This is a genomic window from Pseudomonas sp. GL_103 (assembly GCF_057835175.1).
The window spans coordinates 4924437-4950840 of the sequence record NZ_CM174420.1; the positions used below are offsets into that span (position 1 = coordinate 4924437).

General features: G+C 59.6%; 27 protein-coding genes. 9 read left to right on the forward strand and 18 right to left on the reverse strand.

Features of this window, described 5'->3' with window-relative positions:
• Positions 1-113: 113 nt before the first annotated feature.
• Positions 114-362: a DUF6124 family protein gene (locus AC3IP0_RS22090; protein WP_489325922.1), complete on the reverse strand. Its 249-nt coding sequence runs from the start codon at positions 360-362 to the stop codon at positions 114-116.
• A 399-nt stretch (positions 363-761) separates the two neighbouring features.
• Between AC3IP0_RS22090 and AC3IP0_RS22095 the strand changes: the two genes are divergently transcribed.
• Positions 762-1397 carry a glutathione S-transferase family protein gene (locus AC3IP0_RS22095; RefSeq protein WP_151213944.1) on the forward strand — a complete coding sequence of 212 codons (636 nt, stop codon included), beginning with the start codon at positions 762-764 and terminating at the stop codon, positions 1395-1397.
• A 110-nt stretch (positions 1398-1507) separates the two neighbouring features.
• Here AC3IP0_RS22095 and AC3IP0_RS22100 read toward each other — a convergent pair whose 3' ends face one another.
• Positions 1508-2380: a LysR family transcriptional regulator gene (locus AC3IP0_RS22100; RefSeq protein WP_489317000.1), complete on the reverse strand. Its 873-nt coding sequence runs from the start codon at positions 2378-2380 to the stop codon at positions 1508-1510.
• Positions 2381-2479: 99 nt separating this feature from the next.
• Between AC3IP0_RS22100 and gstA the strand changes: the two genes are divergently transcribed.
• Positions 2480-3082 carry a glutathione transferase GstA gene (gene gstA, locus AC3IP0_RS22105; protein WP_489317001.1) on the forward strand — a complete coding sequence of 201 codons (603 nt, stop codon included), beginning with the start codon at positions 2480-2482 and terminating at the stop codon, positions 3080-3082.
• A 142-nt stretch (positions 3083-3224) separates the two neighbouring features.
• Here the strand turns inward: gstA and AC3IP0_RS22110 are convergent, their stop codons facing one another.
• The 4 genes from AC3IP0_RS22110 to AC3IP0_RS22125 all read right to left on the reverse strand — a co-directional run bounded on the left by AC3IP0_RS22110 (position 3225) and on the right by AC3IP0_RS22125 (position 6799).
• Positions 3225-4238, reverse strand: coding sequence for an ABC transporter substrate-binding protein (locus tag AC3IP0_RS22110; protein ID WP_007974473.1), 1014 nt, complete (start codon positions 4236-4238; stop codon positions 3225-3227).
• Positions 4235-4783: a sigma-70 family RNA polymerase sigma factor gene (locus tag AC3IP0_RS22115; protein WP_489325924.1), complete on the reverse strand. Its 549-nt coding sequence runs from the start codon at positions 4781-4783 to the stop codon at positions 4235-4237. Before AC3IP0_RS22115 ends, AC3IP0_RS22110 begins: the two co-directional genes overlap by 4 nt.
• Before the next feature lie 139 nt (positions 4784-4922).
• Entirely contained in the window at positions 4923-5714 is a 792-nt protein-coding gene (locus tag AC3IP0_RS22120; RefSeq protein ID WP_489325926.1) for a phosphate/phosphite/phosphonate ABC transporter substrate-binding protein, read from the reverse strand.
• 143 nt (positions 5715-5857) lie between these two features.
• A complete protein-coding gene (locus AC3IP0_RS22125) occupies positions 5858-6799 on the reverse strand; it encodes a fatty acid desaturase (RefSeq protein WP_489317005.1) in 942 nt (313 codons plus the stop codon).
• A gap of 329 nt (positions 6800-7128) precedes the next feature.
• On the opposite strand from AC3IP0_RS22125, the gene AC3IP0_RS22130 reads away from it, so the two are divergent.
• Positions 7129-7545 (forward strand): GNAT family N-acetyltransferase, encoded by a 417-nt coding sequence (locus tag AC3IP0_RS22130; RefSeq protein ID WP_489317006.1) that lies wholly within the window; start codon positions 7129-7131, stop codon positions 7543-7545.
• 132 nt (positions 7546-7677) lie between these two features.
• Here the strand turns inward: AC3IP0_RS22130 and def are convergent, their stop codons facing one another.
• The gene (gene def, locus AC3IP0_RS22135) at positions 7678-8217 is read right to left on the reverse strand and encodes a peptide deformylase (protein WP_489317007.1); all 540 of its coding nucleotides are present in this window, start codon (positions 8215-8217) and stop codon (positions 7678-7680) included.
• A 2-nt stretch (positions 8218-8219) separates the two neighbouring features.
• A complete protein-coding gene (locus AC3IP0_RS22140; RefSeq protein ID WP_046042267.1) occupies positions 8220-9176 on the reverse strand; it encodes a YihY/virulence factor BrkB family protein in 957 nt (318 codons plus the stop codon).
• Between the two features lie 354 nt (positions 9177-9530).
• On the opposite strand from AC3IP0_RS22140, the gene AC3IP0_RS22145 reads away from it, so the two are divergent.
• Complete coding sequence (locus AC3IP0_RS22145; RefSeq protein WP_489317008.1) at positions 9531-9908, forward strand: hypothetical protein; 378 nt, start codon at positions 9531-9533, stop codon at positions 9906-9908.
• A gap of 166 nt (positions 9909-10074) precedes the next feature.
• Here AC3IP0_RS22145 and fadD1 read toward each other — a convergent pair whose 3' ends face one another.
• On the reverse strand, positions 10075-11775 hold the full coding sequence (gene fadD1 / locus AC3IP0_RS22150; protein WP_489325929.1) for a long-chain-fatty-acid--CoA ligase FadD1: 1701 nt from the start codon (positions 11773-11775) through the stop codon (positions 10075-10077).
• Positions 11776-12131: 356 nt separating this feature from the next.
• Positions 12132-13820 carry a long-chain-fatty-acid--CoA ligase FadD2 gene (fadD2, locus tag AC3IP0_RS22155; protein WP_489325931.1) on the reverse strand — a complete coding sequence of 563 codons (1689 nt, stop codon included), beginning with the start codon at positions 13818-13820 and terminating at the stop codon, positions 12132-12134.
• Between the two features lie 245 nt (positions 13821-14065).
• Here fadD2 and AC3IP0_RS22160 point away from each other — a divergent pair, with 245 nt between their 5' ends.
• Both AC3IP0_RS22160 and AC3IP0_RS22165 read left to right on the forward strand, forming a co-directional pair.
• The gene (locus AC3IP0_RS22160) at positions 14066-15010 is read left to right on the forward strand and encodes an alpha/beta hydrolase (protein ID WP_489317011.1); all 945 of its coding nucleotides are present in this window, start codon (positions 14066-14068) and stop codon (positions 15008-15010) included.
• A gap of 42 nt (positions 15011-15052) precedes the next feature.
• A complete protein-coding gene (locus AC3IP0_RS22165; protein WP_007974451.1) occupies positions 15053-15523 on the forward strand; it encodes a MaoC family dehydratase in 471 nt (156 codons plus the stop codon).
• Between the two features lie 127 nt (positions 15524-15650).
• Here the strand turns inward: AC3IP0_RS22165 and AC3IP0_RS22170 are convergent, their stop codons facing one another.
• On the reverse strand, positions 15651-16118 hold the full coding sequence (locus AC3IP0_RS22170; protein WP_489325933.1) for a ferritin-like domain-containing protein: 468 nt from the start codon (positions 16116-16118) through the stop codon (positions 15651-15653).
• 203 nt (positions 16119-16321) lie between these two features.
• Here AC3IP0_RS22170 and AC3IP0_RS22175 point away from each other — a divergent pair, with 203 nt between their 5' ends.
• Together AC3IP0_RS22175 and AC3IP0_RS22180 are read left to right on the forward strand one after the other, a co-directional pair.
• Positions 16322-16558, forward strand: coding sequence for a DUF3820 family protein (locus AC3IP0_RS22175; protein WP_003227425.1), 237 nt, complete (start codon positions 16322-16324; stop codon positions 16556-16558).
• A 19-nt stretch (positions 16559-16577) separates the two neighbouring features.
• The gene (locus AC3IP0_RS22180; protein ID WP_489325935.1) at positions 16578-17759 is read left to right on the forward strand and encodes an aminotransferase class V-fold PLP-dependent enzyme; all 1182 of its coding nucleotides are present in this window, start codon (positions 16578-16580) and stop codon (positions 17757-17759) included.
• Between the two features lie 2 nt (positions 17760-17761).
• On the opposite strand, the gene AC3IP0_RS22185 is transcribed toward AC3IP0_RS22180, so the two are convergent.
• The 4 genes from AC3IP0_RS22185 to zwf form a co-directional block, all read right to left on the reverse strand.
• The gene (locus tag AC3IP0_RS22185) at positions 17762-18487 is read right to left on the reverse strand and encodes an intradiol ring-cleavage dioxygenase (RefSeq protein ID WP_489325937.1); all 726 of its coding nucleotides are present in this window, start codon (positions 18485-18487) and stop codon (positions 17762-17764) included.
• Between the two features lie 195 nt (positions 18488-18682).
• Positions 18683-19348 (reverse strand): bifunctional 4-hydroxy-2-oxoglutarate aldolase/2-dehydro-3-deoxy-phosphogluconate aldolase, encoded by a 666-nt coding sequence (locus AC3IP0_RS22190; RefSeq protein WP_477778325.1) that lies wholly within the window; start codon positions 19346-19348, stop codon positions 18683-18685.
• 17 nt (positions 19349-19365) lie between these two features.
• Entirely contained in the window at positions 19366-20079 is a 714-nt protein-coding gene (gene pgl / locus AC3IP0_RS22195; protein WP_489325939.1) for a 6-phosphogluconolactonase, read from the reverse strand.
• Positions 20066-21535 (reverse strand): glucose-6-phosphate dehydrogenase, encoded by a 1470-nt coding sequence (gene zwf, locus AC3IP0_RS22200; protein WP_008050559.1) that lies wholly within the window; start codon positions 21533-21535, stop codon positions 20066-20068. Before zwf ends, pgl begins: the two co-directional genes overlap by 14 nt.
• Positions 21536-21761: 226 nt before the next feature.
• Here zwf and AC3IP0_RS22205 point away from each other — a divergent pair, with 226 nt between their 5' ends.
• Complete coding sequence (locus tag AC3IP0_RS22205; protein WP_177336938.1) at positions 21762-22622, forward strand: MurR/RpiR family transcriptional regulator; 861 nt, start codon at positions 21762-21764, stop codon at positions 22620-22622.
• Positions 22623-22728: 106 nt separating this feature from the next.
• On the opposite strand, the gene AC3IP0_RS22210 is transcribed toward AC3IP0_RS22205, so the two are convergent.
• The 3 genes from AC3IP0_RS22210 to AC3IP0_RS22220 all read right to left on the reverse strand — a co-directional run bounded on the left by AC3IP0_RS22210 (position 22729) and on the right by AC3IP0_RS22220 (position 26400).
• Positions 22729-23583, reverse strand: a complete 855-nt coding sequence (locus AC3IP0_RS22210; protein ID WP_423502229.1) for a D-hexose-6-phosphate mutarotase — start codon at positions 23581-23583, stop codon at positions 22729-22731.
• Between the two features lie 113 nt (positions 23584-23696).
• The gene (locus AC3IP0_RS22215; RefSeq protein ID WP_489317017.1) at positions 23697-25043 is read right to left on the reverse strand and encodes a carbohydrate porin; all 1347 of its coding nucleotides are present in this window, start codon (positions 25041-25043) and stop codon (positions 23697-23699) included.
• A 196-nt stretch (positions 25044-25239) separates the two neighbouring features.
• Positions 25240-26400 (reverse strand): ABC transporter ATP-binding protein, encoded by a 1161-nt coding sequence (locus tag AC3IP0_RS22220; protein ID WP_160389177.1) that lies wholly within the window; start codon positions 26398-26400, stop codon positions 25240-25242.
• Positions 26401-26404: the final 4 nt, after the last annotated feature.

The window sequence follows — 26404 nt, forward strand, 5'->3', positions numbered from 1 at the left end:
CCAGTTCACTTGGTTTAACTGTATGACCGCAGTGTCTGTTTTGGGGTCGCTTCGCAACCCAACGGGGGCAAGCCCCCTCGCCACAGGGAAAGCCTCTCGCCCCCGCTCAGTGTTCAGTCCTGCGGATCGAGGTTATCCAGCACCCGATTCACCGCCAACTCGGCCAGCATGATGATCTGTGCAATCGCCAATGCCGTATTGCGCTGGCTACCTTCCAGAAAAGCAGCAAAGTCATTGGTCATGACGCTCGCCGAGGCCAACGATTCGCAGGCGTGCGCCAACAGAGTTTCGTTATTGATGCCGGGTGAGATGGAGAACATTGGGCTGGGATTGCGTGAGGGGTTCGGCGTGGGTTTGAACATGGTGATGCTCCTAGAGTGATGGAGCTGCCACGATTCGCTGCTAGACGAAAATAAGGTGGCAGCCGTGCGCGGGCTAGCAGACCAGGACTCTAGAACCCGGTAGACCCGAAGATCTTCCCACGCACAGCCGCCATAACATGAACTGACAGGCATAAAAAACACCTGTTCACGAGTGGTGGACTCTATGCGCCTAAAGTATCCAGGCTGCTAGACCCGATCGCTGAATTTGCAGCGACGCGGAACGATAGAGTCCGGATACCAGGCGCACAAGCCGGCGGATTCTGGCGTAGTTGTAGGCAATGGCGCAATAAATCGTAGGCAGCGGAAACCTGCCGAAACGCCTTTCCTACAGACCACTCCTACAATTACACCTACGCCTTTCGCGATGGAGTAGCTCAAATGGAACACACACTGAAGATTCTCGGCAAAGCCTCGTCCATCAACGTCCGAAAAGTCCTGTGGACCTGCGAAGAATTGGGTATTGCCTACGAACGCGAGGACTGGGGCAGTGGCTTCGCGTCCACCCACAGCCCCGAGTTCCTGCGCTTCAATCCCAACGCTCAGGTGCCGGTGATCATCGATGAAGCCGGCGTGTTGTGGGAATCCAATACCATCTGCCGCTATCTGGCCGGCAAACACCAACACCACCACGAGCTGCTGCCTGGCGAACCGGCGGCACGCGCCCGGGTGGAACAGTGGATGGACTGGCAAGCCACCGAGCTCAATCCGTCGTGGAGTTATGCGTTCATGGCGCTGGTGCGCAAGGACCCGGAGTTCCAGGACGCGCATCGCCTCGAAGTCGGCATCCGCGGCTGGAACCAGAAGATGGGCATCCTCGAACATCAACTCGCAACCACCAAGGCCTATGTCGCCGGACCACAGTTTACTTTGGCCGACGTTGTCATCGGTTTGTCGGTCAATCGCTGGCTGATGACGCCGATCGACCGTCCTGACTACCCCGCCGTCGATGAATATTTCAAACGCCTGGCGCAACACCCCGGTTTCCTGAAGCATTGCTGCAACGGCTTGCCTTGAATGGCCGCAGGTTGTCGCCCGGATCGCCACACAGCAAGGCAACCTTGGGCTTGCAAGGCCACTAGTCGGCCAGCATTGAGGACAAAATCGGTTCAGCGGCTTGTCGAGGGTTACCGTCCGTCGAGCATGTCCAGCAGCGCCTGCACCGCCGCCGACGGTGGTTTGTTTGTCGCGACCACCAAAGCAAACTCACGGTCGATCCGCGGCAGCACCGGCACCACGCGCAAACCTTGCCGATTGCCCGGCAGCGTCATCTCTGGCACCAGGCTCACGCCGATGTTTTCCCGCACCAGGGTGAACGCACTGCTCCACTCACGGACCTCGACGCGCACATCCTGCAGTTGCAGCCCCGCATCGGCAGCCAGGCTTCGCGCATTGGTCGAACAACCGCCCGTGGCCAGTACAAAAGGTTGCGTCACCAACTCTTCGAGGCAGACGCCTTCTTCATGGGAACGCCGCGCCAGCGGATGCCCCCCGGGCAATACCGCCATCCAGGCATCGCGTCCCAAAGGACTGGCCTTGCGCTCGGCAGACGGATTGAGCACCACGCCGACATCCACCAACCCCGCGCCGAGCAGGGTTTCCACTTCGTCATCGCTGACTTCCAGGGCGACCACCTCAATGCCGGGGTAAAGCCGGTTGAACTGACGCAGCAACGGCGGCAGAAAGGTCGCCAGTACCATGGGAAAACTGGCCAGGCGAATCGTCCCGCGTTCAACACCTTTTGCGGCCTCGACGGTGCTGCGAATGGCTTGCAGCGCACCGAGCATGGTCCGCGCCTGCTCGATGACCGGCAGGCCGATGGCCGTCGGCAAGGTTTGGCGGTTTTCCCGGGTGAACAATTGAACACCGAGGTTTTCCTCGATCAATGCCAGGGCCTGGCTGGCGCCTGACTGGGTCATGCCGACCCGTTCGGCGGCTCGGGTGATGTTGCCGGTATCCGCCACGGCCACCACCATTCGCCAGTGCATCAGGTTCATCATGGCAGTAGCTTTCCTTATGGCAATTTTCTGAAGGATTAATTTTACCGGTGGCGCCGCGCACTATGACACTGGCGTAAATCCACAACCAGAGCCCGCCCCATGAAGCTGTATTACGCCCCCCAAGCCTGCTCGCTGGCGCCGCATATCGTGCTGCGTGAACTGGAACTGCCTTTCCATTTGATCCGCGTCGACAACATCAGCAAAACCACGGCCGACGGCGACGACTTTCTCGTCATCAACCCCAAGGGGTACGTCGCTGTCTTGCAACTGGATAACGGCGAAGTGCTGACCGAAGGGCCGGCAATTCTGCAATTCCTGGCTGATCTGCGGCCGCAAGCGAAACTGGCCGCAGTGCAGGGGACATTCGAGCGGGTACGGTTGCAGGAATGCCTGAACTTCATCTCGACGGAGATTCACGGCGGGCTCGGCTGGCTGTTCAACGCTCGATTTCCCGAAGAGGTGAAAGCGCTGATCAAGGCGAAACTGTTCAAGCGTTTGGCCGTGTTGAACCAGACGTTGGAGCGGCAGGATTACTTGATGGCGGGTGGGTTCAGCATTGCTGATGTGTATTTGTTTACGGTGCTGCGTTGGGCTCGGTTGTTCGATATTGAATTGAATGAGTGGCCGGCGTTGGCAAGGTTTCAAGCCAGGGTGGATCAGCGGCCGGCGGTGAAAGCGGCGTTGGCCGCCGAATTGGCATAGGACGTTAGATCAATCGCGAGCAGGCTCGCTCCTACAGGGGATCTTTGTTGACCACGGGATGTGTGGGCACAACCGACCCAATGTGGGAGCGAGCCTGCTCGCGAAGGCGGCAGTTCGAGCACCGCAGAAACGTCAGAAAACTCTACAAGCTTGCACTCACCTTGCTAGCCACCTCCCCCGGCACCCAGCCCTTCCACACCTGTGGCTGCTCACGCAAAAACGCTTCGGCGACTTCACGGGGCTTCTGCCGCTTTTCACTCATCTGGCCCAAGGTCTGGTTCAACAGATCAATCGGCAAATCGACCTTTTCAAAGAACGTCACCAGGTCGGGATACTGCGCCTTGAACGGTGCCGATACGCCGATGGCCAGGCTGGCCGGCATCGAGCGCGTGCCTTTGGGATTCGGGTTGTTGGCGTCGGCCAGGGTTTTCCAGGCTTCGGCGTCGAACGGCGGTTCGTCGAGCTTCACCAGTTTGAAACGCCCCAGCAGCGGTGTCGGCGACCAGTAGTAGAACAGCACCGGTTTGCCCCGGCGAATCGACGACGCCACCTCGGCATCGAGGGCGGCACCGGACCCCGTGCGGAAGTTGACGTAGCTGGCGGTCAGGTCATAGGCCTTGAGTTTCTGGCTGTTGACGATTTCCGAGGTCCAGCCGGTCGGGCTGTTGAGGAAGCGTCCGCGGCTCGGGTCTTCGGGGTCGCGGAACACGTCCTTGTATTTCGCCAGGTCCGCAACGGATTTCAACTCCGGGGCCAAGGGCTTGATGCCGCGCTCGGGATCGCCCTTGATCACGTACTCCGGCACCCACCAACCTTCAGTGGCGCCTTTGACCGTATCGCCGAGGCCGAACACCTTACCCTCCGCCGCTGCCTTGACCCAGGCGGGACTGCGTCCGGCCCATTCTTCACCGATGACCTGGATATCGTTTTTCGCCAGCGCCGCTTCAAGGCTGACGGTACTGCCCGGCAGCGTATCGGTTGGGTAGCCGTAACCTTTTTCAACGATCAGGCGCAGGATTTCGGTGATGAGGCTGCCGCTTTCCCAAGTGATGTCGCCAAAGTGGATAGGTGCCGCTTTTTCCGTGGCCGATGCCGGGTGGGACAACAGGCTCAGGGCCAGCAACGAACTGCCGAGCAGGGTTTTGATCGATCTCATGCGGACCTCTTGTTCTGGAGGGGACGGTTCAGGGATTGGTTGGCGCTGTGCCGGTCGCACAGGGCCTGGGAACGGGTCATGTAGTCGCTGACTGAACGCAGGGAGATGCCCAGCGCAGCGGCAATTTGCGGATAGGTCAGGCCGTCGATCCGCGACAGCAGGAAGGTCGAGCGGACTTTGCCGGGCAGCCGCTGAAGACTGCGATCCACACGGGTCAGGGTCTGGGACAACTGAGCCAGTTCCTCCGGCGATTCGGCGTGGATCGGCTCGGCCTGTTGCAGCTGCTGAAGGTACTGGCGCTCCAGGTCACCTCGACGCCAACGCTGATAGAGCAGGCGCCGGGCGATGGTGGTGAGCAAGGCACGGGGTTCGCGGATTGCCGTCAGGCCTGGGGCCTGGAGCAGTTGCACGAAGGTTTCGCCGGCAATGTCTTCGACAGCGGCGGCATCGTTCAGGGACTGACGCAGGCGCGTGCAGAGCCAGTGGTAGTGGGCGCGGAACAATCCGTCCACCTGTTTGCGATGAAGAATATCGGCGCCGGACATAGGGGCTCCTGGGTTAGGGGTCGCTGAATGTCCGGTGGTCCGGTGAGGCGAATCCTAGCAAGGAGCCTTATTCATTAATAATATTTAAAACTTATTTTTATATTCATTTATGGAATTACAAAGAATACCTGACAGGCCTCTATCGCAAATCCCCATACCCCAGCACTTCGGCCTCACGCTGATAGTCGAGCACAACCTGATAGTCACTTTCGTTGGCGGGCAGTACCTCTGGCAATCCGAGGGTTTCGGCAACCTCCGGCAGTTCGCGCAACGCCAGGTTCATCACCCTTAGCAGCTCTTCAGCCTGCTCATCGTTGACTGTAGCGGCGGTAATGAACGGTAAGGCAGGACTGGGCGCACTGCGGGCAATCACCCGCAAACCGGACACTTCCTCTGCGGCATGGCGTGCCAGATAGGCAAAGGTCACGCTGTCGATGGCCGCCAGATCGGCAAGGTCTTCGCGTAACCAGCGCAGGCTTTCACGATGACTACCGCTGATTCCGACCCGGGCAAAAAACCGCCCGTCACGCTGCAACGGCGCCAACCGCTGGCGCAGCAGGTTCATGCCGCTGTTGGAATCCAGGCCATTGATCACGCCTCGGCTGCCGCGAAAATCCGCCAGGGTTGGCCGTGCATCATCAAGGCGTCCCAGAATCAGGCTGCAATGATTGCCGCCGCCGCTGTCCGGCAGCTCATAACGAGGCCGCCCCAGCACCCGGACCCTGCCGCGCAATGCCATCATCAGCGGGTAGCCGCAGGTTTGTGTCAGCAGCAAGTGCGGCGACAGGCACATCTGCATCAGGGACAGGCCTTCGACGTCACGGCGAGTGCCACCCAGGTGCTCGAGGATTCGCGCCAGCCAGCGTTCGTTGGCCTGGCGGATGGGTTCGGGGGCGGTGTACATCAGCAGTTCGGCGATGTGTTGGGTCATCGATATAGTCCCATGCAACGAAAATCCCCTGTGGGAGCGAGCTTGCTCGCGATGGCGTTGTGTCAGTCGACGTCCATGCAATATGTCACACCGCTATCGCGAGCAAGCTCGCTCCCACACTAGGTCAGTGGCGATTCAAAAAATCAGTGAAACGGATGCCTCGGGCTGTCGATGGCTTTGACTCCATGTTCACGCCACAACTGCCCATAACCCTGCACCAGAAACCCGCCACTGCGCGCCAGCCATTGCTCGCGACGGGCCCGGTATGCGCGGGGCAAGTCGTACCAGGGCAACCCCGGCAACTCGTGGTGCACCAGATGAAAATTGAGGTTGAGGAACAGCCAGCGCCACGGCCAGGCCGCTTCATTGAGCACCGTGCGTTGCTCCGGCGCCGCATGCGGCCGATGTTCATAGTAGGAACGAATCATGGCGATCGACAGCGCCGGCACACTGATCAAAAACAGGTAATGCCAAACCGGCAACAGGCTGACGTTCGCGATGAACAGCAGCATCAACCCGGTCATCAAGCCGTGACTCAACCACATCAGCCAGGCCTGTCGCTCGCCCGCTCTCAGGCGTTGCAGCTCTTCACGGGCCAGCACCAGCAAGGCCAGCGGTGCACCCAGGGCAAAGCGGCCGAGCACGGTTTTGTTCAGCCAGTGCAGGCTGCGCACCAACAGTGAACTGCCCTGCCACTGCCCGGCACTCAGGTAACGGCTTTCCGGATCGCGACCGGGGATCGTCAGGTCCTCGTCGCGGTGATGCAGCAAATGGCTATCACGGTACAAGGTGTACGGATACCAGACGGCAAACGGCGCGTAGCCCAGGATTTTGTTCAGGGTTGGCCAGCGCGTGGGATGGCCGTGCAGCAACTCGTGTTGCACGGATAACCACAGCACCAGCAATGGAATCAGCAACAGCGTGCTCCACCACAAACCCAATCGATGGCTGTTCAACACGATGCCAAACCAGGCGCCATACACACCGATCAACAGCAACCAGGTCGGCCATTCGGTGCGCGCGGTGAATCGTCGACGCAGGGTTTCGATTTCCTCTTGGTGGGCGCTATCAAAATAATGGGGCATGGCGTTGCTCAGATCGGGGACCAGTCCCCTTCTGTGCATTGGCCTTGGGAAATCTTGCAGATTATTTTCAGGAGGATCGCTCCCATATTGCATGGGAGCGATCAATCAATGCGGGATCAGTGACCGAACACACCGACCTTCTTGGCTTTCTTGTCCGCGCGCTTTTCAATGGCGGTTTTCACTGGTTTCTTTTTCGCCGCTTTCTTTGAATCCATACCTTTGGACATGATGCGTACTCCACTCATGGGGATGTGAGATCAGGTATACACCTATCCCGCCGCGCGCGTTCTTTTATAATCGCCCGCTTTGCACACTGACAGTCCGAGACCATGCCCGACACCCAATACGCCCTGCTCGACGAGCCGTTATGGCCATTGATGAACAAGTTCTATCGCGCTCACCAATCGTCGATGAAAGCCGTGCGCGACGCACAGCTGTGGGTGGCCCGGCGTGAGCAGATTGTTGCCGTGCTGTGTTTGCGCCCGGTGTCCGGCGGGCATTGGCTGACCGGGTTATTTGTCGATCCGGGGTGTCGCGAACAGGGGCTTGCCGCCGGGTTGATTGCGGTCGCGGTGAAGGAGTGCGAACTGCCGGTATGGTTGTTCTGTCATCCGGATTTGCGGGGGTTTTATGAGCGACGCGGGTTTACTTTCGATCCGCCGATGCCTTACGCGATGGTAGAACGGTTGAGCCGCTATGCGCGCAGTAAGCCGATGATTGCGATGGGGTTGGCGCCAGGCCAGTGACACACTAAAACCTGATGGAGATCCAATGTGGGAGCGAGCTTGCTCGCGATGGCGGCGTATCAGTCGCCAACAATGTTGACTGACCTGGCCTCATCGCGAGCAAGCTCGCTCCCACAGGGTTTTACTGTGAATCTAGTCGTCCGCGTTGGGATCCAGGTCCGGGAACATCACCTCGGTGAAGCCAAACTTGCTGAAGTCGGTAATGCGCGACGGGTACAGGCGGCCGATCAGGTGATCACACTCATGCTGCACCACCCGTGCATGAAACCCCGAGGCAAAACGCACGATGGGCTCACCCTTGGGGTCGACGCCTTCGTAGCGAATCTGCTGGTAGCGCTGCACCGCGCCACGCAGGCCAGGCACGGACAAACAGCCTTCGAAGCCCTCCTCCAGAATCGGGCTCAGCGGTGTGATCAACGGGTTGATCAGGATCGTCTGCGGCACGGCCTCGGCATCCGGATAACGCTCGCTGTGCTCGAAACCGAAGATCACCAGTTGCAGGTCGACGCCGATCTGCGGAGCGGCAAGGCCAACGCCGCCCACGCTTTCCATGGTCTGGAACATGTCATCGATCAGTTGCCACAGCTCGGGGCTGTCGAACATCTCGGTAGGTACTGGCTGGGCAATGCGCAGCAGGCGCTCATCGCCCATTTTCAGAATTTCACGAATCATGATCAGGTTTCATCAATGGTCGGTTTGTGGGAGTGATCGCGGCCCAACCCCGACACGTGGTGCTTTTCCTCATGGACGGGACCATGCTCGCCAGCCACTTTTTCGCCAGGGTCCTTGCCCTCTCGCGACATGTGCTCGATCACGGCATTCATCTCCGCGCCCAGCAGCAGCACCGCAGCGGAAATGTAGAAGTACAGCAACAGCACGATGATCGCACCGATACTGCCATACATGGCGTTGTAGTTGGCGAACTCCTTGACGTACAAACCGAAGCCCAGGGACGCGATGATCCATACCACCACCGCCAGCACTGAGCCTGGGGTGATGAAGCGGAACTCCTGTTTGACGTCGGGCATGACGTAGTAGATCAACGCCACCGCGACCATCAGCAGGATCACGATCACCGGCCAGCGCGCGATGGTCCAGAGGGTGACGATGAAGTACTCAAGGCCGACCTGCGCAGCGATCCAGCTCATCACCTGCGGCCCGAGCACCATCAGTGCCGCGGCGATCAGCAGCATGCCGGCAATGCCGACGGTGTAGATGATCGACAACGGAAAGCGTTTCCACAGCGGGCGCCCTTCTACCACGTCGTAGGCGGCGTTCATCGCGCTCATCATCAGCCGCACGCCGGCGGAGGCGGTATACAGCGCTATCACGATACCCACTGACAGCAAGCCGCCCTTGGATTGCTGCAACTGGTCGATCACCGGGTTGACCTGCTCCAGCGCCTGGGGCGGCAATACGAGTTCCGATTGCAGGCGCAGCCAGGAGAAGAAGTCGGGCAGATGCAGGAAGCCGATCAGGGCAATCAGGAACAGAATGAACGGAAACAGCGAAAAGAGCATTTGATAGGCCAGCGCCGAGGCATAGGTCGACATCTCGTCGGCGATGAACTCGGTGACCGTGCGCATCATCACACGGTGCAGGGGCAAGCCTCTCATGTCCGGGAAAATCATTCGCGTCTCCATTCGCCGCATACGGATTGGGTTGAAGTCGTGGCGACTCAGGGGCTGTTTTCTTTCATCAAGGTAGCCCAGTTGGCGACTTTGAAACAAATTCGGCGTGCAAGTTCAGGCTGACACAAAAACGGCCATCTGAAGATGGCCGCGTCTTCTTTTCATTAAAGACATTTCAATGCAGGAAAGTCGTTAAACAAGGTTGACCGGGGGCTTTTGCAGGGAGTTTCATTTATTTTCACCACGACATTTCATCGTTCAGTGCAGGTTGCGCTTTATGTTTGCGGGCCAACCCCTGAGAATGCGCATCACATTCAGGCCTTGGCGCTGAAGATCCAATCCCGTAGGAACGTTATGAAACTCGATAAAAAGCAGGCCATTGCCCGCAGAAACCAGGAACTCGGCGGTGCTGTGCTTGGCGTCAACAACTGCCACTTCGCCGAACTGAACCGTAACCGCAACATCTGGTGGTTCGACCTCCCGGTGACGCGCCTGGCCGTGGGTCAGTACGAGTGGATTCACCTGCTGATGCACACGCCGGCCACCGACGAACTGCTGCACCTGAAAGTGCCGACGGTGTTCCTGCGCGAGAAGCTCGAAGGCCTGGTGGTGCGCAATGAAGGCAAGCGCAAGGCGGCATTGAGCCTGGAACTGAGCGCCGACAAGGACTCCTTCCTGCAGGACATGCGCCCGGCGGGCACCAACGTCAACTTTGCGCCGTTCCGCCAATAAAAAACAAAAGCTTCGCGAGCAAGCCCGCTCCCACATTTAACCGAGTTCCTCCAGCAAGAATGCGGTCGAATGTGGGAGCGGGCTTGCTCGCGAAGACGGCCTGACAGGCACCAATGACTTATCAGGCATCCAAAAAAAGCCCCGCATCTGCGGGGCTTTTTGTTGATTACGCGGTGGCTTTCTTCGCGTTGATCTTCTTCAGCTCTTCATCGCGCAATTCACGACGCAGGATCTTGCCGACGTTGGTGGTCGGCAGTGCATCGCGGAACTCCACGGAGCGCGGGACCTTATAGCCGGTGACGTTGGCGCGCATGTGCTCCATCACCTGTTCCTTGGTCAGGTTCACGCCCGGCTTGGCAACGATGAAAATCTTGATTGCCTCGCCCGACTTCTCGTCCGGTACACCGATGGCCGCGCATTGCAGCACGCCCGGCAGAGTGGCCAGCACGTCTTCGAGTTCGTTCGGATAAACGTTGAAACCGGACACCAGGATCATGTCTTTCTTGCGATCGACAATGCGCATGTAGCCATCGGGCTGGATCAGCGCGATGTCACCGGTCTTCAACCAGCCTTCGCTGTCGAGGATTTCATCCGTGGCTTCCTGGCGCTGCCAGTAACCCTTCATGACTTGCGGACCCTTCACGCACAACTCGCCGATTTCGCCCAGCGGCTGCTCGACACCGGCATCGTTGATGACTTTGCACAGGGTCGACGGCACCGGAATGCCGATGGTGCCGATCTGGATGTTCTGGATCGGGTTGACCGTCGCCACCGGGCTGGTTTCGGTCATGCCGTAGCCTTCGCAGATGGCGCAACCGGTCACCGCTTTCCAGCGTTCGGCCGCGGCCAGTTGCAGGGCCATGCCGCCCGACAAGGTGACTTTCAGCGCGGAAAAATCCAGCTTGCGGAAGCCTTCGTTGTTGCACAGGGCCACGAACAGCGTGTTCAGGCCGACGAAGCCGCTGAACTTCCACTTCGACAGTTCCTTGACCATCGCCGGCAGGTCGCGCGGGTTGCTGATCAGGATGTTGTGGTTGCCGATCAGCATCATCGCCATGCAATGAAAGGTGAAGGCATAGATGTGGTACAGCGGCAGCGGGGTGATCAGGATCTCGCAACCTTCATTGAGGTTGGAACCCATCAGCGCCTTGCACTGCAGCATGTTCGCCACAAGGTTGCGGTGGGTCAGCATCGCGCCCTTGGCCACGCCGGTGGTGCCGCCGGTGTATTGCAGCACCGCGACATCGCCACTGGCCGGGTTGGCTTCCGCCACTGGCTGGCCCAGGCCTTTGCTCAGCACATCGTTGAACTTGACGGCTTTTGGCAAGTGATAGGCCGGCACCATCTTCTTCACGTACTTGATGACGCTGTTGATCAGCAGACGCTTGAGCGGCGGCAGCAGGTCGGCGACTTCGGTGACGATCACGTGCTTGACGCCGGTTTTCGGCACCACGGTTTCCGCCAGGTGCGCCATGTTGGCCAGGCAGACCAGGGCCTTGGCACCGGAGTCGTTGAACTGGTGTTCCATTTCCCGCGCAGTGTATAGCGGGTTGGTGTTGACCACGATCAGCCCGGCGCGGATGGCACCGAAGACGGCTACCGGGTACTGCAACACGTTGGGCAGTTGCACGGCGATTCGATCGCCAGGCTGCAAATCGGTATGCTGTTGCAGGTAAGCGGCAAACGCACCGGACAATTCGTACAGTTCACCGTAGGTGAGTGTCTTGCCCAGGTTGCTGAATGCCGGCTTGTTGGCGAAGCGTTGGCAGGATTGCTTCAACACTGCCTGAATATTCGGATACTCGTCTGGATTGATGTCGACAGCAATCCCAGCTGGGTACTTATCCTTCCAAAAGTCTTCGATCATGGAAGCCCACTCCTCAGCAACGCGAATTCAGCACCGCATTTGATGCGATTATTATTGGTGTTTGGCCATTGGTAAATCTGGCTGATAGAAGGCCGAGAAGTCACAAAGCGCGCCGAGAGTAGCAGCTTTGCCAAGGGTCGACTAGAGCCAAAAACAGCCTCTACGGTCACAATTGCGACTCAAGACTCGCAAGCAGTCATTTTAGAGCAAAAAACCTATAAAGCCCTGTAGCCCGCGAAAACCGGGACTCAAAGCAAAAGATCGCAGCCTTCGGCAACTCCTACAAAGAAATGCGATCCCTGTAGGAGCTGCCGAAGGCTGCGATCTTTTGGAGTCGCACCGGTCTCTACGGCCTGCTATGCAATATCACGCAACTCCCGCCGCAAAATCTTGCCCACCGGCGTCATCGGCAACGACTCACGCAGCACGATGTGCTTCGGTACTTTGTACGCCGTGAAGTTCTCCTTGCAGTAAGCCTTCAACTCTTCAAGGCTGACCCCTGCTTCACGGGCCACCACGAACAGCTTCACCGCCTCCCCCGACCGCTCGTCGGGCACACCGATAACCGCACAGTTGGCAACGTTCGGGTGAGCCATCACGACGTCTTCGATTTCGTTCGGGTACACGTTGAAACCCGAGACAATGATCATGTCCTTCTTGCGGTCAACGATGCGCACGAAACCGTCCGGGTCGATCACCGCAATGTCACCGGACTTGAACCAGCCCTCGGCATCCAGCACTTCGGCCGTGGCATCGGGTTTCTGCCAGTAACCCTTCATGATCTGCGGGCCCTTGATGCACAACTCGCCGCGTTCGCCCAAAGGTTGCTCAACACCGTCATCATTGATGACTTTCAGCGTGGTGCCCGGCACCGGCATGCCGACCGTGCCGATCCGCGACTGGTCGCCATAGGGGTTGGTGCAGGCCACCGGCGAAGTTTCGGTGAGGCCGTAACCTTCGGTGATGCGACATCCGGTCAGTTGTTCCCAACGCTCGGCGGTGGCCTTGACCAGCGCAGTGCCGCCGGAGTTGGTGAGCTTGAGGCTGGAGAAGTCCAGGGTCTTGAAGTCCGGGTGATCCATCAGCGCGACGAACAGCGTGTTGAGCCCCAGCAACGCCGAGAACCGCCAGTTCTTCAGCTCCTTGATGAAGCCGGCGATGTCCCGTGGATTGGTGATCAGCACGTTGTGGTTGCCGGTCACCATCATGCACATGCAGTTCGCGGTAAAGGCATAGATGTGGTACAGCGGCAGCGGAGCGATCATCACCTCCTGGCCTTCGCGCAGCAGCGGCTGACCGTCGCTGGCCGACTGGCTGAGGCAGGCCCGTGCCTGTTGCATGTTCGCCACCAGGTTGCCGTGGGTCAGCATCGCACCCTTGGCCAGGCCGGTGGTGCCGCCGGTGTATTGCAGCACGGCGATGTCGTCGAGGCCGACCTTCAGTGGCTTGATACCCAGGCCACGGCCCATGCGCAGCGCGCTCCTGAAGGAAACGGCCTGGGGCAAGGAATAGTCCGGGACCATCTTCTTGACCTTGCTCACCACAGTGTTGACCAGCCACCCCTTGGCGGTGGGCATCAGGTCGCCCATCTTCGCTTCGATCAGGTACTGGATATCGGTGTCGGGCAGCACTTCCTGGACTTTCTGGCCGAACATGTTCAGGTACACCAGCGCCCGGGCACCGGAATCCTTGAACTGGTGGCGCATTTCCCGCGCGGTGTACAGCGGGTTGGTGTTGACCACGATCAACCCGGCGCGCAAGGCACCGAACACGGCAATCGGGTAATGCAGGACGTTGGGCATCTGCACCGCGATGCGGTCACCCGGCACCAGGTCGGTGTGGGCTTGCAGATAGCCGGCGAAGGCGGCGCTCTGGCGTTCCAGTTCGGCGTAGGTCAGGGTCACGCCCATGTTGCTGAACGCAGGGCGGTCAGCAAACTTCTTGCAGGAACGCTCGAACACCTCGATTACCGACTTGTAGGTTCCCAGATCGATGTCCAGGGGTACGCCGGCCGGGCGTTTGTCATTCCAGAAATCAGGTTGCATTGTTGTTGTCCTCTTTACCTGAATCTATCCGGGGCCACTTTTCTGTCACTTTTCAAAAAAAATGCAAAAAGCGGAGCTTCACGGACACTAGCAGTTATGACGTAGCAGGCAAATATGCCCACGGCCGTCATTGACCGTATGAATCTACTCGCCGTGGCGTAGGCTGATCAGACGCCCGGCCAAGGATGCGCTATAAACTGCAACGAGCTGTTTCAGACCAAGCAGCCTCATGCAAAGGAACCGCCATGATCCATGACACTTTCTGGCTGACCACGAGCGACCACAGCCGCCTCTTCGTCAACCAGTGGCTTCCCGACGGCAGCCTCAAGGCAATGATTCTGCTGGCCCACGGCATGGCCGAACACAGCGGCCGCTATGGCCCCCTTGCGCAAAAGCTCTGTGACCAGGGCTATGGCGTGTGCGCGCCGGACCTGCGCGGACATGGCAAAACTGCCGAAAACGGGACACTCGGGCATTTCGCCGATGACGATGGCTGGTGCAAGGTCGTGAGCGACCTGGCCAGCCTCAACCAGCACATCGGCCAGCAGCACCCAGGCGTTGCGATCGTGCTGCTCGGTCACAGCATGGGCAGTTACATCGCCCAGGCCTATCTGCTGCACCACAGTGCCAGCCTGCACGGGGCAATCCTCAGTGGCTCGAACTTCCAGCCCGTGGCGCTTTATCGTGCGGCACGGCAAATCGCCCGTATCGAACGCCTGCGCCTGGGCCGCAAAGGACGCAGCGCATTGATCGAATGGCTGTCGTTCGGCTCGTTCAACAACAAATTCAAACCGGCACGCACACCGTTCGACTGGCTCAGCCGTGATCCGGCGCAGGTCGATCTGTACGTCAACGACCCGCTCTGCGGTTTCCGTTGCACCAATCAACTGTGGATCGACTTGCTCGGTGGCTTGCAGCAAATCAGCAAAGCGTCCAATCTCGCCCAGATCGACCCGGGCCTGCCGCTGTTGGTGATTGGCGGCGAATGTGATCCGGTGAGCGAAGGCAAACGTCTCAAGGATCTGGCCGACGCGTTGCGGGCGGCTGGCAGCAAGCACCTGCAACTGACCGTTTACCCGCAGGCGCGGCACGAACTGTTCAATGAGAGCAACCGCGATGAAATCATCGCCGATGTGCTGAACTGGATCGCACAGGCCTTGAGCGCTCCTCGGCCGCACCGGTCCGAATAGTTTTTTTGTGAATTTTTTAATTCGTCACAGGAATTGAGACAGATGACCCAGGTTACCAACACCCCTTACGAAGCCCTTGAAGTCGGCCAGACCGCCAGTTTCAGCAAGACGGTCGAAGAGCGCGACATCCAGCTGTTCGCTGCGATGTCCGGCGATCACAACCCGGTACACCTGGATGCCGAATACGCCGCCAGCACCATGTTCAAGGAGCGCATCGCCCACGGCATGTTCAGCGGCGCGTTGATCAGCGCAGCGGTCGCCTGCGAATTGCCTGGCCCGGGGACCATCTACATCGGCCAGCAAATGAGCTTTCAGAAACCGGTGAAGATCGGCGACACCCTGACCGTGCGCCTGGAAATCCTGGAAAAACTGCCGAAATTTCGCGTGCGCATTGCCACTCGTGTGTTCAACCAGCGCGATGAGCTGGTGGTGGATGGCGAGGCGGAAATCCTCGCGCCACGCAAGCAACAGAGCGTGACGTTGACGGAGCTGCCAGCCATCAGCATCGGCTGATCGCTAAAAAGATCGCAGCCTGCGGCAGCTCCTACAGGTGAACACAAAATCCCGTAGGAGCTGCCGAAGGCTGCGATTTTTTGATCTTGAAAAAAAACGCCAGCCTTGCTGGCGTTTTTAGTAAGCGTTACGAGCGTGCACGCGCCTGGTTACGCAGGGCCTTGACCTGATCGTGATTGCGCTGCACGCCGTGGTACTGACGCTCAACCAGGTCGCGAATGCCCACCAGGTTGTGCTTGTTGATTTTCTCCATGGCGTCCCGGTAAGCCTTCAGCGCATGGTCTTCACCGCGCTCGGCTTCATTGAGTACGGCCTCCTCGCCCTTGCCGGTGAACATCGACTTCACATCGACCCAACGACGGTGCAGGTCGCCACTGACGCTGGTGGAGGTTTCAGGATCGCCCCCCATCGAACGCACGGCAGACTGCAATTCCGCAGCGGCCGCCCCACAATCGGTCGAACGCTTGATGAACAGGGTTTTGAGTTCAGGGTGCTTGATGCCTTCAGCGCAAGTCTTGAACCCGGCCTGACCGTCCTTGCTGGTTTCAATCAGGTCGTTGAGTACAGAAATCGCTTGTTTTTTCATGTCGGTCATTTTTCAGTTCCTCGCGGTTGATGAAAGATGCAATGAGTCGTGCACCCTGCATGCCAGCCTGGAACTGTTTGTTTATTCCTTATTTTTCAAGTAGCTATCTATTATCAGTAAATCTGTATCCGTTTTATTTGCATGATCTGTCATTTGGCCTGCATGCAGAATGCCTGTATTTTCCAGACTGACTGAATCAAGACGACCGATTGATGAACCCTGAAAAGCTCGAACTGCTGATCACCCGCGAAATGCCCTTCGGCAAGTACAAGGGTCGAATCATTGCCGACCTGCCCGGCCCTTACCTGAACTGGTTCGCCCGGGAAGGTTTCCCCCATGGCGAGTTGGGCGGCCTGCTGGCCCTGATGCAGGAGATCGACCACAACGGTTTGTCGGACTTGCTCGAACCGCTGCGCGCCAAACACGGCAAACCTGCCCCGCGCCACTGAATCACCTACCGAGTACCCCATGCCCGACAACACCCGCCGCGCCCGTGATGAAGCCTTCTGGCAAACCTTTGCCGACCGCTACGATGTCGAACCCGGCCCGCTCAACCTGGAGAACGGTTACTTCGCACGCATGTCGCGCACGGTGGTCGAGGAATACCAGCGCAACATCGAGCTGATCAACCGCAGCAATTCGGTGTACGTGCGCCAGCGTTTCGAACAGGGCGACAGCCTGAAGATCCGCGCGCAACTGGCCAGGTTGATTGGCGTACCCGCCGACAGCATCGCCCTGACCCGTAACGCCTCGGAAGGTTTGCAGTCGCTGATCCGCAACTACAACCGGCTGCAGCCCGGCGATCAGGTACTGGTTTGCGATCTGGAATACGACACGGTCAAAGGCGCCATGCGCTGGCTGGCACGTAATCGCGGCGTTGAAGTGATTGAGATCGAACACGCACACCCGGCAACCTTCGACAGCCTGCTCAATACCTATCGGGAAGCCTTCGCGCGGTATCCGCGGCTGAAGCTGATGGCCCTGACCCACGTCACCCATCGCACGGGCCTGGTGATGCCGGTGCAGGCGATTGCAGCGGCTGCGAAGGAGCATGGCATCGACGTCATCCTCGACGGCGCCCATGCCCTCGGCCAGCTTGAGTTCGACCTGACCGAACTCGGTATCGCCTTCGCCGGCTTCAATCTGCACAAGTGGATCGGCGCACCGCTGACGCTAGGCTTTATCTACATTGCTCCCGAACGCCTGGCCGACATCGACCCGGACATGGACGAGATGCATTTTCCGCCCACCGACATTCGTGCCAGAACCTCTTACAGCACCCCCAACATCCCGGCGCTGCTGACCCTGCCGCTGGTGCTCGAAGAACATTGGGCGATGGGGGGTGCCGCGGCCAAGGGTGCGCGGCTCAATTATCTGCGCAACCGCTGGGTCGGTGCGGCGCGGCGGTTGCCGGGCGTCGAAGTCCTGACCCCGGATGACCCGCGCCTGTATTGCGGCATCACTTCGATGCGTTTTACCCGGCATGCCGACCAGCAAACCATGGTCCAGCGCCTGCTCAATGAATACAACCTGTTCACCGTGACCCGCAGCGGCGCGGCATGCGGTCCGTGCATCCGCATTACACCGGGGCTTACCACCACCGCGGCCGACATGGATGTGCTGGCCAGGGCACTGACCGAACTGGGCTGACGTCAGACGGTGTATTTGTCAAAGTCCTCGGGCTTGATCTGTGTCGACACGGCGAACGTGTCGATGCCGATGGTCATCTGCCCGAAGTAGCCGTCTTCAGCCGAATCCCGCCCCAGGGTGTGCACGCTCAAGGTCGATTCTTCACCGCCCATGGTTGTATAAAAAAAGTCCTGATCGTTGGTCAGTACCGGCACGGCTCGACCGCTGTACGGTCGGCTGCCGAGTACCGAGCGCGAGGCCACCTCAGGCAGGTAAAGCTGCCCGACCCAGGCGACATGCCGTTCTTGCAGGTAGTTGTTGCCGGCCGTGATGCGCACGGCGACGTGAATGTGCAAGGCGCGGCCGGCGTAAAAACCCGGGTAGATCGTGGTGAAGCGCACGATGCCCGACTTGTCGGTGAACTGCCCGCCGCGCAGGTAGGTATCGTCATCGGTTCGCGGGACGGCGCCGATGTCACCGGTATCGACCTCGACGTCCGGGTTGATCTTGCTCCAGCCCGAATAGGCACCGCGGGCATTGCAGTGCCAGATGTCCACCAACGCATCGGGGACCGGCTCACCGGTCATGGCATCGACAATGGTCAGCCGCAACACCAACGGAACGCCTTCGGCGCCTTCGCTGATGTTTCTGCGGATCAGTTTGGGGTTGCGGAAATACGGGCCGGCAATCTGTTCGGGGGACAGCAGGTAAACCGGTGCTGGGGGTGCAACTGAGGTGGTAGCGTCCATGACGTTCTCTCTTCCATAAGATGGACGCAGGCTAGCACTGGCCGATTTCAGGTATGCGGTAACTATGTATCGCATGATGTCCTTGGTCCCACAGGTTTCGAGTCGTACCTGTTTGTTCCGGGCAAAAAAAAACGGTGCACCGACCAAGCGCACCGTAAAGCCGTAGAACACACAACGAGGTGTAGGGTGAAGCGATCAGTCCAGCAGCGCCAAAGCCTCGGCGGTGCATTCCTGAATGCGGGCCCAGTCGCCGTTCTTGATCCACTCCGGATCAAGCATCCAGCTACCGCCCACGCACATGACGTTTTTCAATGCCATGTAGCTCTTGATGTTGGCAGGTCCCACGCCACCGGTCGGGCAGAATTTCACTTCGCCGAACGGACCGCCCAAAGCCTTGATGGCCGCGACGCCGCCGCTGACTTCGGCCGGGAACAGCTTGAAGCGGCGATAACCCAGGCCGTAGCCTTCCATGATGCCCGAGGCGTTGCTGATGCCCGGCAACAGTGGAATCGGGCTGGCGACGCTGGCTTCCAGCAGGTCGCGGGTGATACCCGGCGTGACGATGAATTGCGAGCCGGCCGCTTCCGCCGCCGCCAGCATGTGGCGATCCAGCACGGTGCCGGCACCGGTCACCAGCTCTGGACGCTGCTCGCGCAGAATCTGGATGGCCTTGAGGCCGAATTGCGAACGCAGGGTCACTTCCAGGGCCGTCAGGCCACCGGCCGCGAGGGCGTCGGCCAGCGGCAGAACGTCTTGCTCGCGGGCGATGGTGATCACTGGCAGAATCCGCGCTTTCGCGCAAATGCTGTCAATCAGGGCAACTTTATCCGCCATGGAAACGGTCGGGGATGGGCTTGTCATAGCGGCTGTTCCTTGGCTCATGGGCACCAGTAAATCTCTAACGTGGGTTGCAGAAATGCGCGCACCGGCATTTCGGCGACATCGTCACCGGCCAGCGCGAAACTCAGGGTGGTCAGTTTGGACTGACCGGAAATCGACAGAACTTTATGCTTGGCCGAGGCCAGCAGCGCGCGACTCATGGTCAGGCGCTGATGCGGCACGGTCGGCGCCAGCATCGGCCAGCAACGACGGACACCATCGACTTGCAATGCCTCGGCAAGGTTCGGGCTGTTGGGGAACAGCGACGCGGTGTGGCCGTCATCGCCCATGCCGAGGATCAGCACGTCGATCACCGGCAACTCCGACAGCAAACGGTCGGCCTGCTCGGCCGCCTGTTCCAGGTTGGCACTGGCGCTGTACAGGCTCAGGAACTGCGCCTTGGCCGCCGGGCCTTGCAGCAGGTAACGCTTGATCAGACCCGCGTTGCTGTCGGCGTGCTCCACCGGCACCCAGCGCTCGTCGGCCAGGCTGACCACCACGCTCGACCAGTCCAGCGTCTGCTTGGCCAGGTGCTGGAAAAACGCCACCGGACTGCGGCCACCGGAAACCACCAGGGTCGCAGTGCCCTGGGCGTCGATCGCGTCGCTCAGTTGTTTCGCCACGTTCAGTGCCAGGCTTTCAGCCAGCAGCACCGGGCTCTTGTATGCATGGGCGCTGACGCCCTGCGGCAGTTTCAAATCAGATATCGCCATACCACGACCTCCCGTCCCGCGTGATCAGAGCAATGGAGCTCATCGGCCCCCAGGACCCGGCCGCGTACGGCTTGGGCGCATCACCGGATTTTTTCCACCCGGCGATCAACTGGTCACACCACTTCCACGCGGCTTCGATTTCATCTTTACGGACAAACAGGTTCTGATTGCCGCGCATCACTTCCAGCAACAACCGCTCGTAGGCATCGGGAATCCGTGCGCTGCTCCAGGTGTCGGAAAAATTCAGCTGCAACGGACCGCTGCGCAGCTGCATGCCCTTGTCCAGGCCTTGGTCTTTGGTCATGACACGCAAGGAAATGCCTTCGTCCGGTTGCAGGCGGATAATCAGCTTGTTGCTGATTTGCAGGCGCTGCTCGGGAGCGAAGATGTAGTGCGACGGTTCCTTGAAGTGGATGACGATCTGCGACAGCTTCTGCGGCATGCGCTTGCCGGTACGCAGGTAAAACGGCACGCCGGCCCAGCGCCAGTTGCGGATATCGGCACGCAGGGCGACAAAGGTTTCGGTGTCGCTCTGGGTGTTGGAATTGGGTTCTTCCAGGTACCCCGGTACCGCTTTGCCTTCGCTGTAGCCGGCGATGTACTGGCCGCGCACCACTTGAGTGGTCAGGCCTTCCGGGCTGATCGGCGCCAGGGCCTTGAGCACTTTGACCTTCTCGTCGCGGATGCTGTCGGCGGACAGGTCGGCCGGCGGGTCCATGGCGATCAGGCAGAGCAGTTGCAGCAGGTGGTTCTGGATCATGTCCCGCAGTTGGCCGGCCTTGTCGAAGTAACCCCAGCGGCCTTCGATACCGACCTTCTCGGCCACGGTGATTTCCACGTGGGAGATGTAGTTCTGGTTCCATTGGGTTTCGAACAGGCTGTTGGCAAAGCGCAGGGCGATCAGGTTCTGGACGGTTTCCTTGCCCAGATAGTGGTCGATGCGATAGGTGCGGTTCTCCGGGAAGAACTGCGCCACGGCGTCGTTGACCTTGCGCGAGGACTCCAGGTCCGAACCGATGGGCTTTTCCAGCACCACACGGGTGTTTTGCGCCAGGCCGACCTTGGCCAGGTTCTCGCAAATCGCGCCATACACGGCGGCCGGGGTCGCAAAGTAGGCGATGACCCGCTGCGAACTGCCGGCGGATTCGGCCAGGGCCACATAATCTTCGGGGTTGAGGAAGTCGACGTGCAGGTAGCTCAGGCGCGCCAGAAAACGCTCGACCACGGCTTCGTCCAGCTCTTTGGCACCCACATAGCGGCGCAGCTCGGAGGTGATGAAGGCCAGGTGTTCCTGCTCGCTGCCCGGTTCACGGGCCAGCGCGATGATTCGCGTGTCCTCGTGCAACAGGCCGGCGCCGTCGAGTTGATAAAGGGCAGGAAACAGCTTGCGCAAGGCCAGATCGCCAAGGGCGCCGAACAAGGCAAAGGTGCACGGTTCAACCGTAATCGAGAGCATGATGTTTGTTCTTTTATCAAGTTAAGCTACAAATACCTTTTTTCAAGGCATCACTCAAGGGAAAATGTAGTAATAACCACAACATTTTCGCAAAATACAGATTCCGAGTGGTGGTCGGTCAGAGCCATCAGTAGGATAGGCCACCGTTACGGGCCTCACCAAAGGCCCTTTTTGCATTAGCCGCGCGCTTGTTGGCGCAGGTGTAAAGGATACTTATATGGACCGCGTGCGAAATTTACTGGAGCAAATCCAGAATCGCCTTGAAGAGCTGAACAAGGCCGAACGCAAAGTCGCCGAGGTGATCCTGCTCAACCCGCAGCAGGCCACCCGCTTCAGCATCGCCGCCCTCGCCCAGGCCGCTTCGGTCAGCGAACCGACGGTCAACCGTTTCTGCCGTTCGTTCGGCGTCAGCGGCTACCCCGAGCTCAAACTGCAACTGGCCCAGAGCCTGGCCAGTGGCGCCGCCTATGTCAGCCGTGCGGTGGAAGCCGATGACAATCCGGAGGCCTACACCCGGAAGATCTTCGGCAGCGCCATCGCCTCCCTGGACAGCGCCTGCCAGGCACTGGACCCGAACCTGATCAGCCGCGCCGTCGACCTGCTGATCCAGGCACGGCAGATCCACTTCTTCGGCCTCGGCGCCTCGGCCCCGGTGGCACTGGATGCGCAGCACAAGTTCTTCCGCTTCAACCTCGCCGTCACGGCCCACGCGGATGTGCTGATGCAGCGCATGATTGCCTCGGTGGCCCATACCGGCGAGTTGTTCGTGATCATTTCCTACACCGGCCGCACCCGCGAACTGGTGGAAGTGGCGCGCATCGCCCGGGAAAACGGCGCCTCGGTGCTTGGCCTGACCGCCGAGAACTCGCCACTGGCCAAGGCCAGCACCCTGAGCCTGAACATCCCGCTGCCGGAGGACACCGACATCTACATGCCGATGACGTCGCGAATCATCCAGCTGACCGTGCTGGACGTACTCGCCACCGGGATGACCTTGCGCCGGGGCGTGGACTTCCAGCCGCATTTGCGCAAGATCAAGGAGAGCTTGAATGCCAGCCGGTATCCGGTGGGTGATGAGTTCAATTAGGACGCTTCGCGCAAAAGATCGCAGCCTCGTTTCACTCGACAGCTCCTACAGGTGTACACGCCCCCTTGTAGGAGCTGCCGAAGGCTGCGATCTCTTTGATCTTCCTCTACCCCCCCACCCGCGCCTGCAAACTCAAATGCGCCCGCTCCCCAGGCGCAAGGCACAGGCTGTCGGTACCGCCGCTCGCCGCTTCCACACAGACAAATTCGGATATCTCGTTCCAGGTCACACCGAGCAACGGACGTGAACCGGGATGCCACACCACCGTGTCTGCGGTATCCCCGGTATCAATGCACAACGCCCGGTCCCAAGCATGGTCGTTGAGCTGCAATTCGCCGTCATGCTGGAACACTCGCTGACACCCACCATCAACGCGTAACTCGCCTTCCTGCTGACAAACCTGCCGGCTCAACTGGTCGTAACCCTGCGCCCCCTCGAGCCCAGACAGCGCTATCTCACTGACATCGCCAATACGCCAGTAAGCATGCAAAGCCTGGCTCAACTGGCACGGCATGTCGTCCTGATGCTCGGTGCTCAGGCGCAGTTCCATGCGTTCACCCAGGTGCGCATGCAGGTCCACCTGCCAGTCGCACAACTTCAGTTGCCAGTGCAATCGCACGCCATCGTCGTCACTGTTGCTGTCGAGCAGCTTCCAGTCGAGCAACCGCGCCCAGCCATGGGACGGCCAGGCGTTTTCGCTCGGATGCCGGCCATACCAAGGCCAACACACCGGCACGCCGCCACGAATGGCGCCGACCTGCGGCCACTTTGCCGCGCACCACAGCCAGGGTTTCTGGCCCTTGGGCTGGAAGTGCAACAGCTGCGCGCCCTGACGGCTGAACACCGCCTGACACAGCGGATGATCGATCACCAGTACATCGCGCGTCTGATAGCGCTCCCACGCGAACACCGGACGTTCGCGCAAGGATTTGAAGAAGCGTTGTAGCGGATGCTCAAGCATGTGCCACGGTCCTGAAATCAACTGTCACCGGGGTGCGCGGCCCGCAAAAAAAAGCGGACAGCCATGGCTGTCCGCAAATATGCGCACATGGAGAGAAGCTTATCGCAGACGCGTTAGAACACCGACTGAATTTTCAGGCCGGCCACCAGCGCGTTGTCGACTTCATCCACACCACCCGGGTGAGTGACGTATTGCAGGTTGGGACGTACGGTCAGCCAGTTGGTCACGTGGAAGCCGTAGTTGATCTCGTAGTTGTATTCGGTTTCACGAATGGGCGAGAACAGCGGATTTTCGTATTCCGAAACACCGTTGGCCGCGTTGGTCAGCTCGGCGTTTTTCTTCACGTCATCGTTGACATGGATACGGGCGAAACCGATGCCCACGTCATCCTTCGGACGCGCGTCGAACGGGCCCTTGTACACGAACATCAGCGACTGGTAGTTGTCGATGAAGTTGGTGTCCTTGTCGTGGAAAGTGGCGTTGGCCGCGATGTTCAGACCGCGAGAAGCGTCACCGTTGTGGCTGGTGAGCTGCTGCTGCGCGACGAACCAGTAGCCGTGCTTGCTATCGTGGACGCGATAAGGGTTGCCAGTGGTCGCTGCGTCCTGGCCGTTGTCGTCCTTGAGAACGTCGTCGGCATCGGAGGTACTTTTGTAGTAACCGACACGGTATTCACCCGGCAGGTTGTTGACCTTCGGCGACCAGACCAACTCGACCGGCAGGACGGTGCCATTGGTGCCACTGCCGCTGAGCTTGAAGCCGTTACCGTGCTCCAGTTGCGACGTGTTCTGGTTGTACGCGCCGATCTGTGCGTAGAGCTCGTCATTGATGTTGTACTTCACGCGGATCGCCGCCTGGCTGACCGGCCAGTTGTACCAGATGTTGGTCGCCCAGTTACCGACCTGGGATCCGCAGAACGCCAGGTTCTGGAATTCGCACGGGAAGGTGTTGAAGTCTTCACCTTCACCGAAATAACCGGCTTTGACGTCCAGCTTGTTGTCGAAGAACTGGTGCTGAATCCACAGCTGGGTCAGTCGGACCATGTGACCACGACCATAGACTTCCTGGGAGGAACTCAAGGTGCCGGCACGTGGATCGCCGATACGGTCGTTGGAGATGTTCTCACCGTTACGGTTGGTGAGCTGGATCTTGGCCTGGGTATTATCCCAGCCGAACAGTTTCTCCAGGTCCAGCGCCGCGCCCAGGCCAAACTGGTCGGCGTAGCGCGCGGTCTTGTCATCGTTGAAACCGCCATTGAGGTTGCCACCGACTTCACCGACGTAGTCCATCTTGATGTCGATGCCTTGCTCGATCAGCCTGGTACGCTCGCCACCCCAGTCGCCCGTCATCCACTTGGAGTCGGAGCTGAACGCTTCATCGGCCATCGCATTGCCGGCCAGAACCAGTGCTGCCGCTGCTGAAACCTGGCAGATCAACCGGGCCTTGTTCTTCATCTTCATCCCTACTTCCTCGTTTTATTGTTATTAACTTTTCTTTTTTTTAACGCGGTTACATCCGGTGCAATGCGCGACAGGCCGCGCAGCGCGAATCCCCCTGTGGGAGCGGGCTTGCTCGCGAAGGCGGTGTGCCATTCAACGCAGATGTCGACTGATCCACCGCTTTCGCGAGCAAGCCCGCTCCCACATTTCTTGATCTTCAGCGGCCTTTGAACTGTGCGACGTTGGCAGCGTGCGATTCGGTTTTCGCTACGCCAGCGACGCCCAGTCGCTCACCTGTTTTCGCATCGAACAGCAGCACTTTCGCCGGGTCGAATTGCAGGGTCAGGGTCTCGCCCACCGCCGGCGCCACGTCCGGTGCCAGGCGGCAGCAGACCTTGGTGTCGTTGAGGTTGACGAAGACCAGGGTGTCGGGCCCGGTCGGTTCGGTGACCTGGACTTCGGCACGAATGGTCGGCAAGCCGTTCGCTTCGCCGTTGGCCAGGATGATCTGCTCAGGGCGCATGCCGAGGATCACTTCGCGGTCTTCAAGACCGGCATCCTGCATGCCCAGCGGCAACTCGCAACGGGCCTGGCCGCTGTCGAGCAACGCCAGCAGGCGACCGTCCTTGCGCTGCAGGCGCAGCGGGATGAAGTTCATCGGCGGCGAACCGATGAAGCTCGCCACGAACAGGTTGGCCGGGTTGTTGTAGATGTCCTTCGGCGTGCCGAACTGCTGGATGATCCCGTCCTTCATCACCGCCACCTTGTCGCCCAGGGTCATGGCTTCGATCTGGTCGTGGGTCACGTAGACCGTGGTGGTTTTCAGTCGCTGGTGCATCAGTTTCATTTCGGTGCGCATCTCGACCCGCAGCTTGGCGTCGAGGTTGGACAGCGGCTCGTCGAACAGATAAATCTTCGGCCGCCGCGCCAGTGCACGGCCCATCGCCACACGCTGTTGCTGGCCACCGGAGAGCTGTCCGGGCTTGCGGCTGAGTAGGTGTTCGATCTGCAACAGCTTGGAAACCCGAGCGACTTCTTCGTCGATTTCGGCGGTCGGCATTTTGCGGATCTTCAGGCCGAAGGCGATGTTGTCGCGCACGCTCATGGTCGGATACAGCGCGTAGGACTGGAACACCATGGCGATGTCGCGATCCTTGGGGCTCATGCCGCTGATGTCGGCGTCGTCCACCAGGATCGCGCCGCCGCTGATGGTTTCCAGGCCGGCGATGCAGTTCATCAAGGTCGACTTGCCGCAGCCCGACGGGCCGACCAGGATCAGGAACTCACCGTCATCGATCTTCAGTTCGATGTTTTTCAGGGTGTCCGGCAAGCCGGGGCCGTAGGTCTTGTTGACGTTGCGTAATTCGAGAGTTGCCATGTTT